This window comes from Sphingomonas sp. ABOLE, from assembly GCF_003950455.1.
GTDB lineage: Bacteria > Pseudomonadota > Alphaproteobacteria > Sphingomonadales > Sphingomonadaceae > Sphingomonas > Sphingomonas trueperi.
Genome location: NZ_QQWY01000034.1, coordinates 36,910 through 50,862 on the forward strand (window position 1 = coordinate 36,910; position 13,953 = coordinate 50,862).

8 protein-coding genes and 1 pseudogene are annotated in these 13,953 nt (G+C 68.1%); 5 read left to right on the top strand and 4 right to left on the bottom strand.

What is annotated here, in order from left to right; translation table 11 throughout:
* The first annotated feature begins 34 nt into the window (after positions 1–34).
* The 4 genes from CA234_RS18195 to CA234_RS18210 are packed head-to-tail and all read left to right on the top strand — an operon-like array spanning position 35 to position 6,010.
* Entirely contained in the window at positions 35–3,481 is a 3,447-nt protein-coding gene (locus tag CA234_RS18195; protein ID WP_125975337.1) for a response regulator, read from the top strand.
* Positions 3,478–4,317: a protein-glutamate O-methyltransferase CheR gene (locus tag CA234_RS18200; protein ID WP_125975339.1), complete on the top strand. Its 840-nt coding sequence runs from the start codon at positions 3,478–3,480 to the stop codon at positions 4,315–4,317. Before CA234_RS18195 ends, CA234_RS18200 begins: the two co-directional genes overlap by 4 nt.
* On the top strand, positions 4,314–4,871 hold the full coding sequence (locus CA234_RS18205; RefSeq protein ID WP_125975341.1) for a chemotaxis protein CheB: 558 nt from the start codon (positions 4,314–4,316) through the stop codon (positions 4,869–4,871). Before CA234_RS18200 ends, CA234_RS18205 begins: the two co-directional genes overlap by 4 nt.
* 5 nt (positions 4,872–4,876) lie before the next feature.
* Positions 4,877–6,010 (top strand): hybrid sensor histidine kinase/response regulator, encoded by a 1,134-nt coding sequence (locus tag CA234_RS18210; RefSeq protein WP_126002406.1) that lies wholly within the window; start codon positions 4,877–4,879, stop codon positions 6,008–6,010.
* A gap of 327 nt (positions 6,011–6,337) precedes the next feature.
* Here CA234_RS18210 and CA234_RS18215 read toward each other — a convergent pair whose 3' ends face one another.
* From CA234_RS18215 to CA234_RS18230, 4 genes are read right to left on the bottom strand one after another with little or no spacing between them, the layout of a single operon-like run.
* A complete protein-coding gene (locus CA234_RS18215; RefSeq protein ID WP_125975347.1) occupies positions 6,338–7,519 on the bottom strand; it encodes a DUF885 family protein in 1,182 nt (393 codons plus the stop codon).
* Positions 7,516–11,313 (bottom strand): LamG-like jellyroll fold domain-containing protein, encoded by a 3,798-nt coding sequence (locus CA234_RS18220; RefSeq protein ID WP_125975349.1) that lies wholly within the window; start codon positions 11,311–11,313, stop codon positions 7,516–7,518. The genes CA234_RS18215 and CA234_RS18220 overlap by 4 nt, the downstream gene beginning before the upstream one ends.
* Positions 11,314–11,339: 26 nt before the next feature.
* Complete coding sequence (locus tag CA234_RS18225) at positions 11,340–12,626, bottom strand: MFS transporter (RefSeq protein ID WP_125975351.1); 1,287 nt, start codon at positions 12,624–12,626, stop codon at positions 11,340–11,342.
* Positions 12,627–12,662: 36 nt separating this feature from the next.
* A complete protein-coding gene (locus CA234_RS18230; protein ID WP_125975353.1) occupies positions 12,663–13,442 on the bottom strand; it encodes a 2-keto-4-pentenoate hydratase in 780 nt (259 codons plus the stop codon).
* A 386-nt stretch (positions 13,443–13,828) separates the two neighbouring features.
* Between CA234_RS18230 and CA234_RS25015 the strand changes: the two are divergent.
* Positions 13,829–13,953: pseudogene (locus CA234_RS25015) on the top strand (5-dehydro-4-deoxy-D-glucuronate isomerase); the annotation flags it as partial.

The following is a 13,953-nucleotide window of genomic DNA, read 5'->3' on the forward strand; positions in this document are numbered from 1 at the left end:
TGCGGATCCCGGGGCCTTTTCTGGGATCGAGTGCATGAAGCGTCGGAATTTGTTGCGCGACTCTGGGGGCCGTTCCGTCTGGACGACGGTGGGGCTGGTCCTCGGCCTCGCCTTCTTCCTGATCAGCGGCGCGCTCGCCTATCGCAACGTGCTGGCACTTGGCGAAAGCGACGCGGCGATCCGGCACAGCCATACCGTGCTGATCGCGCTCGACGAACTGCTCTCCACCGTCCAGGACGCCGAGACCGGCCAGCGCGGCTTTCTGCTGACCGGCGGGCAAAGCTATCTCGAGCCCTATACCAAGGCGACCGAGACGCTCGACGGGCGGCTGGACCATCTCCAGCAGCTGGTCAGCGACAATGCGGTTCAGCAAAACAATATCGTCCAGCTGCGCCGAGAGGTCGGTGCCAAGCTGGCCGAGCTGCGCGAGACGATCGAGCTCCGCCGCACCAAGGGGCTCTCCGAGGCACTTGCCATCGTCGAGACCGGTAAAGGCAAGAACAGCATGGACGCGATCCGCGCCCAGCTCGGGGTGATGGCGCAGGAAGAGGGGAGGCTTCGCCAGGAGCGGCTCGCCGACATGGCGGCCGCCTCGCAGGCGGCGATCGCCAGCGGGCTCGTCTCCAGCCTGATCGGCGCGGCGCTGACGCTGATGATCTTCGTGCTGGTCCGCCGCAACCTCCGCGCGCGCGCCCGTGAGGAATGGCTGCAGAACGGCCTGCTCGGCATCTCGGCGGCGGTGCGCGGCGATCGCTCGGTGGAGGAGATCGCCGAGGCGGTGCTCGGCTATCTGGCCGACAAGCTCGGCTTCCAGGCGGGCGCGCTGTTCAAGGGCGAAGCCGGGGTCTTCCGCCGCGTCGCGACCCTGGGCGTCCCCGGCGATGCCGATGTGCCCGAGGCGTTTGGGTTGCGCGAAGGCCTGCTCGGCCGCGTCGCCGCCGAGGGTAAGCCGATCCTGCTCGACGACGTGCCCGACCATTATCTGGAGATCGGCTCGGCCTTCGGCAGCGACAAGCCGCGCCACCTGATGATCGTGCCGGCCAAGGCCGACGACATGGTCAATGCAGTGCTCGAGCTCGGCTTCTTCTACCCGACCGATCCGATGATGCTGGAGCTGCTGGAGCGTGCCTCGCCGGCGATCGGCGTGGCGCTGCGCTCCGCGCGTTTCCGCGCCCAGCTGCAGGATGCGCTGGAGGAAACCCAGCGCCAGGCCGCCGAGCTGCAGACCCAGAGCGAGGAACTCCAGGTCAACAACGAGGAGCTGGAGGAGCAGGGCAGGGCGCTGCGCGAATCGCAGGCGATGCTCGAGCAGCAGCAGGTCGAGCTCGAGCAGACCAACAGCCAGCTCGAGGAGCAGGCCCAGGCGCTGGAGAACCAGCGCGACGAACTCGAACGCGGCAGCGCCGCGCTGCTGGTCAAGACGCGCGAGCTGGAACAGGCGAGCCAGTACAAGAGCGACTTCCTCGCCAATATGAGCCACGAGCTGCGCACGCCGCTCAACTCGCTGCTGATCCTCGCCAAGCTGCTCGGCGACAATGGTCCTGCCACGCTGACCGCCGAGCAGGTGAAGTTCGCCCGCACGATCGAATCCTCGGGCAACGACCTGCTCACGCTGATCAACGACATCCTCGACCTGTCGAAGATCGAAGCGGGGCATGTCGACATCCGCCCCGAGCCGGTGAGTCTGGTGCGGCTCGGCACCGATCTCCGCCAGGTCTTCCAGCCGGTGGCGGAGCAACGCGGGATCGAACTGGAGATCCTCGTCGACGAGACGGCACCGAAGGGTATCGAATCCGATCGGATGCGGCTGGAGCAGATCCTCAAGAACCTGCTGTCCAACGCGCTCAAGTTCACCGAGAAGGGATCGGTGCGGCTGCAGGTCCGGGCGACGGGGGACAAGATCGCCTTCGCGGTGCGCGACACCGGCATCGGCATCTCGCCCGAGCAGCAGAAGATGATCTTCGAGGCCTTCCACCAGGCCGACGGCACGATCAACCGCCGCTATGGCGGCACCGGGCTCGGCCTGTCGATCTCGCGCGAGCTGGCCCGGCTGCTCGGGGGCGGCATCACGCTGGAGAGCCGGGCGGGCGAGGGCAGCACCTTCACGCTGACGCTGCCGGTCAGCTACGACGCGGAGGCAGTCGCCCCGCGCACGCTGCCCACGGCGCCTGCTGCACCAGCCAAGCCGGTCGCCCAACCGGCCCCCGCGGCGCCGCCGGCCGCGCCGCGTCGCGCCGCTGCCGCGGCCGACTGGGTGCTGGAGGATGACCGCGACAGGTTGGTGCCAGGCGGACGCCACCTGCTGGTGATCGAGGATGACCCGGTCTTCGCGTCTATCGTCTGCGACCTGTCGCGCGAGCTCGGCTTCCAGTGCCTGGTCGCGAGCACGGCGGACGAGGCGCTGCAGCTGGCCCGCACCTATCGGCCGAGCGCAGTCGTGCTCGATCTCGGCCTGCCGGACCAGTCCGGGCTGATCGTGCTCGACCAGCTCAAGCAGGAGGACTCCACCCGCCACATCCCGATCCACGTCATCTCGGCAGCGGACCAGAGCCAGACGGCGCTGTCGCTCGGCGCGGTCGGCTATCACATCAAGCCGATCAAGCGCGAGCTGCTCGCCGAGGTGCTGCAGAGTCTGCAGGAACGTACCGCCAGCCGCGTCCGCCGCGTGCTGATCGTCGAGGACGACGACGTCCAGCGCGACGCGGTCTCCCGGCTGCTGCAGAAGGACGATGTCGAGACCGTCGGCGTGCGCACCGCCGCCGAATGCCTGGAGATGCTGCGCAGCCAGACCTTCGACTGCATGGTGCTCGACCTCTCGCTGCCCGATGCCTCGGGCTATTCGCTGCTCGAGACGCTGAGCGAGGAGGACGGATCGCACAGCTTCCCGCCGGTGATCGTCTATACCGGCCACGATCTCAGCGCCGACGACGAGCAGAAGCTGCGCCGCTATTCGAGCTCGATCATCATCAAGGGCGCCAAGTCGCCCGAGCGGCTGCTCGACGAGGTCTCGCTGTTCCTCCACCAGGTCGTGTCCGAGCTGCCCAGCGAGCAGCAGGAGATGATTCAGGCCGCCCGCCGCCGCGACGCGGTGCTGGAGGGTCGGCGCGTGCTGATCGTCGAGGACGATGTCCGCAACGTCTATTCGCTGACCAGCGTGCTGGAGCCGCGCGGGGTGCTCGTCCGCATCGCCCGCAACGGCCAGGAGGCGCTCGACGCGCTGGCCGAGGCCGCGACCGACCCCGAGAAGGGAGTCGACCTCGCGCTGATGGACGTGATGATGCCGGTGATGGACGGCCTCACCGCCACCCGTGCGATCCGCCAGGACCCGCGCTGGGCCAAGCTGCCGATCATCATGCTCACCGCCAAGGCGATGCCCGACGACCAGGAACGCTGTATCGAGGCGGGCGCGAGCGATTATATGGCGAAGCCGATCGACGTCGATAAACTCTTGTCGCTCGTCCGCGTTTGGATGCCGCGATGAACGACGAAACTCCGGAACCCGATGTCGACGATATCGAGATCGACCTGCTGCTCGAGGCGCTATACCGGCGCTATCACTACGACTTCCGCCATTATGCCCGCGCCTCGATCAAGCGGCGGCTGATCCAGGCGCGCGGGCGGCTGGGGATGAGCAGCTTCTCGGCGCTGCAGGACCGGCTGCTGCACGATCCAGACATGCTGGCCAGGCTGCTCAACTACCTCACCGTCCAGGTGAGCGAGATGTTCCGCGACCCCAGCTATTTCCGGGCACTGCGCGAGAAGGTGATCCCGCACCTGCGCACCTATCCCTCGCTCAAGGTGTGGATCGCTGGGTGCAGCAACGGCGAGGAAGTCTATTCGCTCGCCATGCTGTTCCGCGAGGAGGGGCTGGAGCAGCGCACGATCTTCTACGCCACCGACATCAATCCCAAGGCGCTCAAGGCGGCCGAGGCGGGGGTCTATCCGCTCGACCAGATCCGCAAGTTCACCGAGAATCACCAGAAATCGGGCGCACGCACCTCGCTCTCCGACTATTATGTCGCCGATTACGACCGTGCGATCTTCGACAGCAGCCTGCGCGCCAATATCGTCTTCTCCGATCACAGCCTGGCGACCGATTCGGTGTTCGGCGAGATGCACCTGATCTCGTGCCGCAACGTGCTGATCTATTTCGATCGGGCGCTGCAGGAACGCGCGGTCGGGCTGTTCGAGGAATCGCTGGTCCGCCGCGGTTTCCTCGGCCTAGGCCGCAAGGAGAGCCTGCGCTTCTCCGACCACGCCGCCGGCTTTGCCGACTTCGTCCGCGAGGAGAAGATCTACCAGCGGCGCGAGCGATGACCGGCATCGTCGTGATCGGCGCCTCGGCGGGGGGCGTCCAGGCGCTGCTCACGCTGCTGCCGGCGCTGCCCGCGGACTTCCCGCGGCCGGTGCTGATCGTCGTCCATGTCCCCCCCGATCACGACCACGGCCTGGCGGCGCTGTTCGAATCGCGCTGCGCGATGCAGGTGTGCGAGGCCGAGGACAAGCAGATGCCAGCGCCCGGCACCATCTATTTCGCGCCGGCCAATTATCACCTCCTCGTCGAGCCCGACGGCAGCATGGCGCTTTCCGCCGACGATCCGGTCAACCATAGCCGCCCCTCGATCGACCTGCTGCTCGAAAGCGCCGCCGACGCGTTGCGTAGCCGACTGATCGCGGTGCTGCTCACCGGCGCCAACAATGACGGCGCGGAAGGGCTGCGCGCGGTCGCCCGCACTGGCGGCACCGCGATCGTCGAGGATCCGGCCACCGCGCGCGTACCGACCATGCCCGCCGCGGGCCTCGCCGCGAACCCCGGCGCAACCCGTCTGGTGATCGACGCGATCGCCCCACACCTCCTGCGATTGGCCTGAGCCACATGTCCGCCCCAGACCCCGTGAAGTTCCTGCTCGTCGACGATCTCGACGAGAATCTGCTGGCGCTGGAAGCGCTGCTGCGGCGCGACGGCCTGGAGTGCCTCAAGGCGCGCTCGGGCGACGAGGCGCTGGAGCTGCTGCTCGTTCACGACGTCGCGCTGGCGCTGCTCGACGTGCAGATGCCCGGCATGGACGGCTTCGAGCTGGCCGAGTTCCTGCGCGGCAACGAGCGCACCCGGCACGTGCCGATCATCTTCCTCACCGCGGGCAGCGCCGACGCGCAGCGGCGATTCCGCGGCTACGAGGCGGGCGCGGTGGATTTCCTCCAGAAGCCGATCGACGCCGGCATCCTGCGCTCGAAGAGCAACGTCTTCTTCGATCTCTACGAGCAACGCCGCCAGATCATCGCCCAGCGCGACGAACTCGCGCGGCTGACCGAGAGCCTGCGTCTTGCAGATCGGCGCAAGAACGCATTCCTGGGGATGGTCGGCCATGAGCTGCGCAACCCGATCATGGCGTTCGGCGCCGGGCTGCACCTGCTCAAGCGCCGCGCCGGCGAGGATGCGGGCGAGCAGGTCCGTGCGCAGATGGAGCGGCAGGTCACCCACATGACGCGGCTGATCGAGGATCTGCTCGATGTCGCCCGGATCGACCAGGGCAAGATCGTGCTGCGTGCCGAACGCATCGACCTGGGCGACGCGCTGGCATTGGCGGTGGAGCTCAGCCGACAGCAGATTGAGGCGCGCGGGCATCGCCTGACACTCGACCTGCCCGAGGCGCCGGTCTGGCTGCACGCCGACCAGGCCCGTATCGCGCAAGTGGTGAGCAATCTGCTCTCCAACGCCGCGAAATATACGCCCGAGGGCGGCGCCATCGATCTGCGGGTTCGGCAGGAAGCAGGGCAGGTGGCGATCGAAGTCGCCGATACCGGGCTCGGTATCCCGCCGGAAATGCAGGGGCAGGTGTTCGACCTGTTCGCGCAGGTGGACCGCAGCGGCGAGCAGGCGGACGGGCTCGGCATCGGCCTGGCGCTGGTCCGGCAGCTGGTGCGCTTGCACGGCGGCAGCATCGTGCTCAAGGAGAGCGTTGTGGGGCAGGGCTCCACCTTCCGCGTGCTGCTGCCGCGCGCCGACTGAGGCGCCCACCTTCGCCTGCCCGCGCCTCGCCCCACAGCCAAGCCGGTGACCGAAGACAAGGGCTTCCACCCCGGGAACTAGCACGATGGCCGAGGCAGGCGGATACCTCGCGTCGGGCAGGTGCCGTGCGACATCCTCGGGCCTGCTGCCCGACCGCCACAATCTCTCGCCCATCACTTCACCGAGGGCGAACTGGAGGGTGCCTTCGCCCGCACGCGGGAGGCGATTGCCCGCGCGGTATCGCTCGCGCAGCCACATCGGGAATATCTGCGAGCGATTGGCGGGCTGGCGAGCGAGAGCCGTTAGGGAGGAAGCACGCGTCGCCGCTCAGCGACATTGCTCGGTTCTGCGGCGCCCGGTTTGGAGGAGCGCCGCATGGTAGCGCGGCCAGTCGCGTCGATCGCGCGGACGTAGGGCGCGGAGGCGGAGCGGCAGCCAAGCCTCGGCGGCGCGGACGGCGGGTTCCTTCGCGATCCGGGCCAGGTCCGCGGCAAAGGGCGCGAAATAGACGGGCTCGCCCATCGCGGCCCGCATCGCGGCCAGCGCCTGGTCGAGGCGCGCGCCGCGTACATGCAGGGCGATGTCCGCGAGGCCGCGGCAGATGCGGAAGAGCATCCAGTGGAGATGGCCCAGCAGCGCGTGCGGATCGGCGAACAGCCCGTCTTCGGCCATCAGCATCTCGGCATAGCTTCCCCAGCCTTCCGTGAAGGCGGCGGCATAGCGCAGCCGCAGCGGATGCGGGTCGGCGTTCGCTTCCTGGGGCAGCTGCGCCATATGGCCCGGCAGCAGTTCGTGCGCGACGACGCTCGGGAGCGAGAAGCTCGGCCGGCGGCGGATCTCCTTCAGGTCCACCACATAGGCGCCGGGCGTCCCCGCGCCGGGAAGGATGCGGTAGCCGCCCTTGCCGGCGGCGATTTCCTCGGCAGTCAGCGCGCGGATCTCGACCTGGCTGCATTCCGGGGGCAGGGCGCCGACCAGTCGCGGCAGGCGGGGCTGGATGGCGGCGAGCGTCGCCCGCATCGCGTCCACGGCGGCGGCGCGCCCGTCGGCGTCGTCCGGGAAGAGATAGCGCGGATCGCGCCAGAGCCGCTCGAAGCGCGCGCCCACCGTGGTTCCGGGGAGGGCGAGGCGATCGAAGGCTGCGGTGGCGCGTGCCAGCAGCGCGCGGTGGGCGGCATGGAGGTCTCGCTCCACCCGCGTCAGCTCGGCATCGTTCCCGGTGATCCGTTGCACTTGAAGGTCGAAGCGTTGCGATTCCGTCGAGGGTGCATGCTCCAGCGCCAGGTCGATGCGCAGCCCTGCGCGTGCTGCCTGAAGGTCGAGGTCGCTGCCGACCGACCCGCTCCTTGCCGGAAGGGGCTGGAGCAGGGCCAGGGCGCGGTCGGGCGGAAGCGCTGCCGCTTCGTCCAGTGCGTGGCGGACGTCGGCATCGTTGGTCGCTTTTGCCCGCAGGGGAGCGAGTGCCAGCACGCCGGCGCCTGCGAGCAGATGGCGCCGCGAGAAGGTCATCGGGCGGGTGTCAGCGTGACGCGGTTGTTGAGGCGGGTGACCTCCGGCGCGTTCTGCGGAAGCGCGACCTCGACGCTTGCCACTTGCTGCTTCGGCGCCGCGATCCGCACTACGGCTGTACGCGGCCGCAGGTCGGTCGGCGCATCGAGGGGCGGGATCGCCGTGGTCGCCAGCACCGCGCCATCGGCGGCGCGCAGCGTGAGCGTGCCGCCTACGACACGCTGCGCCCCGAGGCTGTGCACCGTCACCGCAAAGCCCTTGGGCGTGCGCACCACATCGTCGATGCCGATGCCGAGATCCGGCCGCTGCTCCACCGGCATGGTCGGGACTGCCAGCGCGAAGTCATAGAGGGTGGTGGTATGCGGCGCGAAGACGACCTCGGTGCCGAGGCTGCGCTCGAGTGGCAGCGTGACAGGGGGACCGTCCGCGATTAGCGTTTTCCCGCCGTCGCTGCTCGTCGACCGCTGCACCGTCCAGCTGCCGGCGGTGACGTTCCAGGCGGTCATCTTCGCGCGTTGCGGGCGATCGGTGCGGTTATAGGCGAGCACTCGGAAGCGATCGGGCGTCGCGCCGGGGACGAGGATCGCCACCTGCTCGCCGGCACCGTCCTCGGCGAAGCGCCAGGAGACGCTGTTGCCGGGCCAGGTCTGGTTGCGGCGGAGCGCGATGCCGCCCAGCCGCTCGCGCTGCAGGATCTCGTTGGGCTGCTCGACCCGGTCCGACCACCAATGGCCTTCGGTGTAGAGATATTCGTGCTGCGCCTTGTCCGCGATCGCCTCGGCATGGAGCCGTTCGAGCGGCTTGGTGTCGCCCGTCGCGTCCCAGCGGGCATAGAGCGAGAAGGGATCGGCCTTGGCCGCAGCGACGATGTCGGCGCGCAGCTTGGCGCCGCCGGGAAGCGCCGTGAAGGCGTTCTCGTTGAATTCGGCGAGGCTCGCCGCGCCGCTCTTGGCGATCCGCGCCTCGATCGGGCGGAGATATTTCGCGTCGCCGGTGAAGCGCCACGCGCTCCAGGCGCTCTGCAGCGGTGTGGTGACGCCGCCGCCGTCGCCGGCGCGCTCGGCATCGGTGCCCCAGTTGATCTCGTTGGGGAAGCTCCAGCTGCCGCTCGCATCCTGCCGGCCATGCGCCAGCCACCCGTCCATCACGCCGGTGACCAGCCCGCGCGCCTTCGCGTTGCCGTTGTACAGCCCGATCAGGATCGGCGCGTGCAGCACGGTAAAGCTGTACGGCTTCTGCCAGGCCCAGGCCGGGTCGCGGTACATCGTGCGCCCGCCATACCAGTTGGAAGCGAAGTGCAAATGCCCCGCCGGGTTCTTGAGGATCACGCCCTGCAGCGCCCGCGTCGTCTCCATCAGCCGCTCGACGGCCTTGGGCTCGCCCCAGTTGAGGTAGAGCCGCTCGGCATCGGAATTCAGGCCTTCCTCATAGGCATGCAGCTCGTCGGTGGTGACGGTGCCGAGCCCATCGGTACGCATGCCGTTGGCGAAGACCGCGTCGGACAGCGTGCGCAGCGAGGCGTTGATCTTGTCCGGCTCGATGCCCATCAGCGCGAGCCCCGGCCATTGCTGGGTCAGGTCGGTATCGTCGGAGATGCCGCCGCCGAAATCGCCATAGGGCACCTGCCGCTTGTCGATCCACCAGTCGACGAAGCGGCGGACATAGCGAAGGTCCTCCAGCTGCCGGAACGCCCAGAGCGGCTCGCCCGCCTGGGGGACCGGCTGCGTAAACGCGGGCAGGTTCTCGGGGCGATAGTTGATGTCCGCCCAATAGGTTCGCGCGAGCTTGTTGTCGGGGTCGACGCGCAGCAGGTCGGTCATGTCGGCGAACAGGCGGCGGTAGAGCGCCATCCGCTTCGACGCGGTATGCTCCTCGACCAGGAATGCCCAATTGTCCTTCACCTGGTTGAGCCGGTCCGTGACATGCTCCTGCAGCGCCTCGGCGCGCGGCTTGAACACCAGCCGGATGCGCGCGCCGTCGAGGCTCGTCGCCGAGAAAGCGGGATCGGAGGCGGCGATCGAAAGATAGAGGCTGTCCTGCGACAGGATGCGATCGCGCAGGTCCAGCCAGAGCGTGCGCTTTTCGCCGGGGCGGACGGTGACCGAGAGGTCGATCATGTCGCGCTCGGGCCAGATCGGGTCCTTCACCCGGATGTCCAGCGCGACCGGCCGGGCGCCGGGCAGCGCGGGCAGGTCGATCGCGATGCCGTCCAGCCCGTCATGGATATTCTGCCAGCCATAATCAAAGGCGCGGGCGACGGGCTGGTCGGGCGGGGCGTCGCCCAGGCTGGCAGGCAGGAGGATGTGGACGATCGGCGCCATGCCGGCCGGACGCGCCACCTTGCCGCCGCCGCCCGCCGCGCCAGCACCCACGGCGGCCTTCACGCCCGCGCTCGGCATCGCCACCACGGTCGCGCGTTCGTCGGGTGCGTAGCGGCCGGCGATGAAGGCGTTGAGCGGGGCCAGCGCCGCCAGTGTCGGCGCCATGTCCGCGCGGATGGTGTAGTCGAGCTTGAAGCTGCCTTCGGGCTCCGCGCCCGCGCCGATGTCATAGGCCCAGAGCTCCTGGATCGGCTGTTCCTGCATCACGTTGGTGAAGTGGAGGGTGCCGCCGGTCCGAGGCGCGAACTGGTCGACGCTGCGCACCACGCCCTGCGGCCGCTTGGCCAGCACTTGGTCCTTGCCGTCCCCGCTCCAGCCGAGCGTGCCATAGGCGGCGCCGCGCAGCTCGACCCGGTTGAAGCGCTCGCCTGTCGGCACCGTCAGGTCATAGCGCTTGCCGCCCTCGACATAGGTGTTCCAGTCGGGCAGCTCGAAATAATCGTTGCGGCCGGGCAGGCGCGAGCGGTTGTAGACGCCGGGCCAAGTCGTCTCGGCGATACCGTCCACGCCTTTCCACATCCATTGCTTGAGGTCCTTGGCGTCGGCGAACTCGACCTTGCGCACGCGAGTCACGGGCGCATCGAGCAGCGGCGGCAGCGCCTTGTCCCAGCCATAGCGGTGCAGCCAGGCGGCGCGTTCGGCGGTCCGATCGGGGGCGGGAAGGTGCCCCGGCTCCGCCTTGGCGGCCAGACGTGCGACATTGGCGGCGGACAGCATCCGGTCATAGACGCGGATCTCGTCCACGTCCGATCCGCGCATGAAGCTGTAGCGACTCTGCACCTGGTGCGGGGCGATGACGCGCCCGGCAAGCCCGAACTGGTCGAGCCCGGAGTCGAGATCGGCGCGCTGGTCCTTGCGGGCGACCTCGCGGCCATCGACATAGAGCCGGACGCCCTGCGTCTCCTCCCAGGCGAAGGCGATATGCTGCCACGCGGCGGGATCGGGCAGGCGGTCGATCCGCCACGAGACGCGAATCCGCGAGAGATTGGCGTCGGTGACGAAGGCGTCGAAGCCATGGCCGTTCCAGTCGATCCGCAGGAAGGCCATGTCCCAGCTCGTGTGATCCGCAAATCCCGCGCGGAAGATCACGAACGGCACTTCGCCCAGCGGCTCGCGCGCGCGCCAGAAGAAGGCGAGCGTGCCGCGCGCCGCGCGCATGTTGCCCGGCGCTTTCCACGCGACATAACCGTCGTCCGCCCAGCGCGCCGCGCCGCGGATCGCCCCGTCGGGCACGATGTCGACATGCGCGCGGAAATTGGGGGCGGGGTCGCCCTGCGCCACATCGGCATCGAGCGACGTGTCCGCCGATGCGCGGAACAGCAGACCGGGAGCGGCATCGGTCTGCGCCTGTGCGGGCAGCGACAGGCAACCGACTGCCAAAGCGAGCACGGAAGCGAAGGGGCGGGTGGGCATGGCGGCGATCCTCTCCTGCAACCGGCTCAGATGCTGTAGACTCGGGCGAGGCGCGGGCTCAGCAGATGGACCACCGCCACGGCGAGCAGATAGACGCTGCCGGCGACGGCGAAGATGATGGTGTAGCTGCCCGTCGCCTCGAGGATATAGCCAGTGAACTTGGCCATCATCATCCCCCCGATCGCGCCCACCGTCCCGCCGATGCCGACCACCGACCCGACCGCCGCGCGCGGGAACATGTCCGACGGGAGGGTGTAGAGATTGGCCGAGAAGGCTTGGTGCGCGGCCGTCGCCAGCCCGACGATGGCGACGGCGAGCCAGAGATGGTCGATATATTGGGCGAAGAAGATCGGCGTCACCAGGATCGCGCACGCCAGCATCGTCCATTTACGCGCGGCATTGGCAGTGAACCCGCGCTGCATCAGCCGCGACGACGCCCAGCCCCCGGCGACGCTGCCCAGGTCCGAGATCAGGTAGATCACGATCAGCGGCGGCCCGAAGCTGACCAGATCGAGATGATAGGTCTTGGCGAGGAAATCGGGTGTCCAGAACAGGAACAGCCACCAGATCGGGTCGATCAGGAACTTGCCCAGCGCATAGGCCCAGGTCTCGCGATAGCCTAGCAGCTTGAGCCAGCCGATCTTGCACACCGGATCGGGCATGTCGCTTTCGATATAGGCGAGCTCGGCAGCGGAGAGCTTTTTGCTCTCCTTCGGCCGGCGATACAGCGCCACCCAGGCGACCAGCCAGACCAGGCTGGCGACGCCGGTGACGATGAAGGCCATCCGCCAGCCAAAGGCGATGGTGATCGCCGGCACGATCAGCGGCGTCACCACTGCGCCGACATTGGCGCCTGCGTTGAAGATACCGGTGGCCAGCGCGCGCTCGCGGGCCGGGAACCACTCGGTTACTGCCTTGAGGCCCGCAGGAAAGTTGCCGCTTTCGCCGATGCCGAGGATGAAGCGGGCGACCGAGAACTGGAACGCCGAGCCGACAAAGCCGCACAGCGTATGGCCGAGCGTCCAGATGACGAAGGCGATCGAATAGCCGATCCGCGCGCCGACCCAGTCGACCAGCTTGCCGAAGGTCAGATAGCCGATCGCATAGGCGGCCTGGAACCAGAAGATGACGTCGGCATAGGTGGTTTCCGACCAGCCGAGCTCGCCCGAGATGGTCGACTTCAGCACGCCGATCATCTGGCGATCGACATAGTTGATCGCGGTCGCCGCGAACAACAGCGCGCAGATCACCCAGCGATACCGCCCGACCTTGTCTGCCGCGGCCGCGACCGCCGGCGCCTCCCTGCTAGCCATCGGCTCTCTCTCCTGTGTGCGGCCGCTTGGCGGGCCTTATTGTGCCGTGATCGTGCAGCGTAGCGAAAGCCGGCCGTCGAACCGCGCTTCCACCCGATCGCCAATCGCGACGGGGTGGACGCCGGTGACCGCGCCGGTGGAAATCCATTGGCCCGGCGTGACCGCGATGCCGCGCGCCGCCAGATGCTCGAACAGGAAGCGCGCCGCGCCGAAGGGCCCGTCGAGCATGTCCGCCGCGACGCCGGTGCCGATTTCCACGCCGTTGATGTGGAGCGCGACGGGCCAGCGGTTCAGATCGATTTCGCGCCAGTCGTCGATGGGGGCACCGACGATCAGGCCGTTATTGTTGCCGAAGTCGGAGATGGTGACCATCGGGCCGTGATCGTTGATGCCGGCAAAGGGCGAACTGGCGATCTCGATGCCCACATGCACCGCATCGATCAGCGCGCGCGCCTCGGCCATGCTGAAACGGCGTTGCGCCGGATCGGGCGCCCGGCCGATGCGCAGCAGGAATTCCGCTTCGGCCGCGCCGAAGCCGTCGGCGAAGATCGGCATCGCGACGCCGTCTTCCGTCTCGACCTGATCGGCGAAAATGGGACCCGCCAGCCGGTCGACGCCGTCGACGGGCGGGTTGATTCGCCCGACTTTCCAGCCCGCGACGGCTTTCGGCACCAACGCCAAGGCTGCGTCCTGCACGGCATAGGCTGCAGGCAGGTCCGCTGGAATGGCGCCGGGGAATGCGGCAAGCGGGGAGGCAGTCCGGCGTGCTTTTACGAACGCGCGCGCTATCTGCGAAATATCGCTATTCGGCTCCACTGCCGCCCCTCTCGCTTTGATCGTCCTTTTCCCGATCGGTATGGGAAACCGGTGTCAATGGCAAGCTGCCGCGTGCGGTACGGACGTAAAATCGTTTCGACGGCGACCAAGGAAAGTGGATCGAGCGAGTCGAGCCCCAAGTGTTACATTCATGCAACACACGGAAGTCGAAGCGGATCTCTACGCCAAGACGCAGCAGGTGCACCAGGAGGGTTGCGCACGCTCATGACACCGGTTACCAATTGGGCCAACCGCTAGACGCGGCGGATGGAGAGGATCGTCATGATCGGCGTTTCCCGATGGGTGCAAGGTGCCTGCCGGTGTCGGCCGGCCTTGTCCTGATCGGCGCATCGACTCCGTCCCGCATGATTTTGAAGGAGTGCCGGATGTTCGACCGTACCTATTACGCCACGCACCCGGACATGATGGCGTGCGTGAGCAATGAGGAACTGCGCGACCGCTATCTGATCTCCGGGCTGTTCCGGGAAGGCGAATGCGTGCTCAACTACAC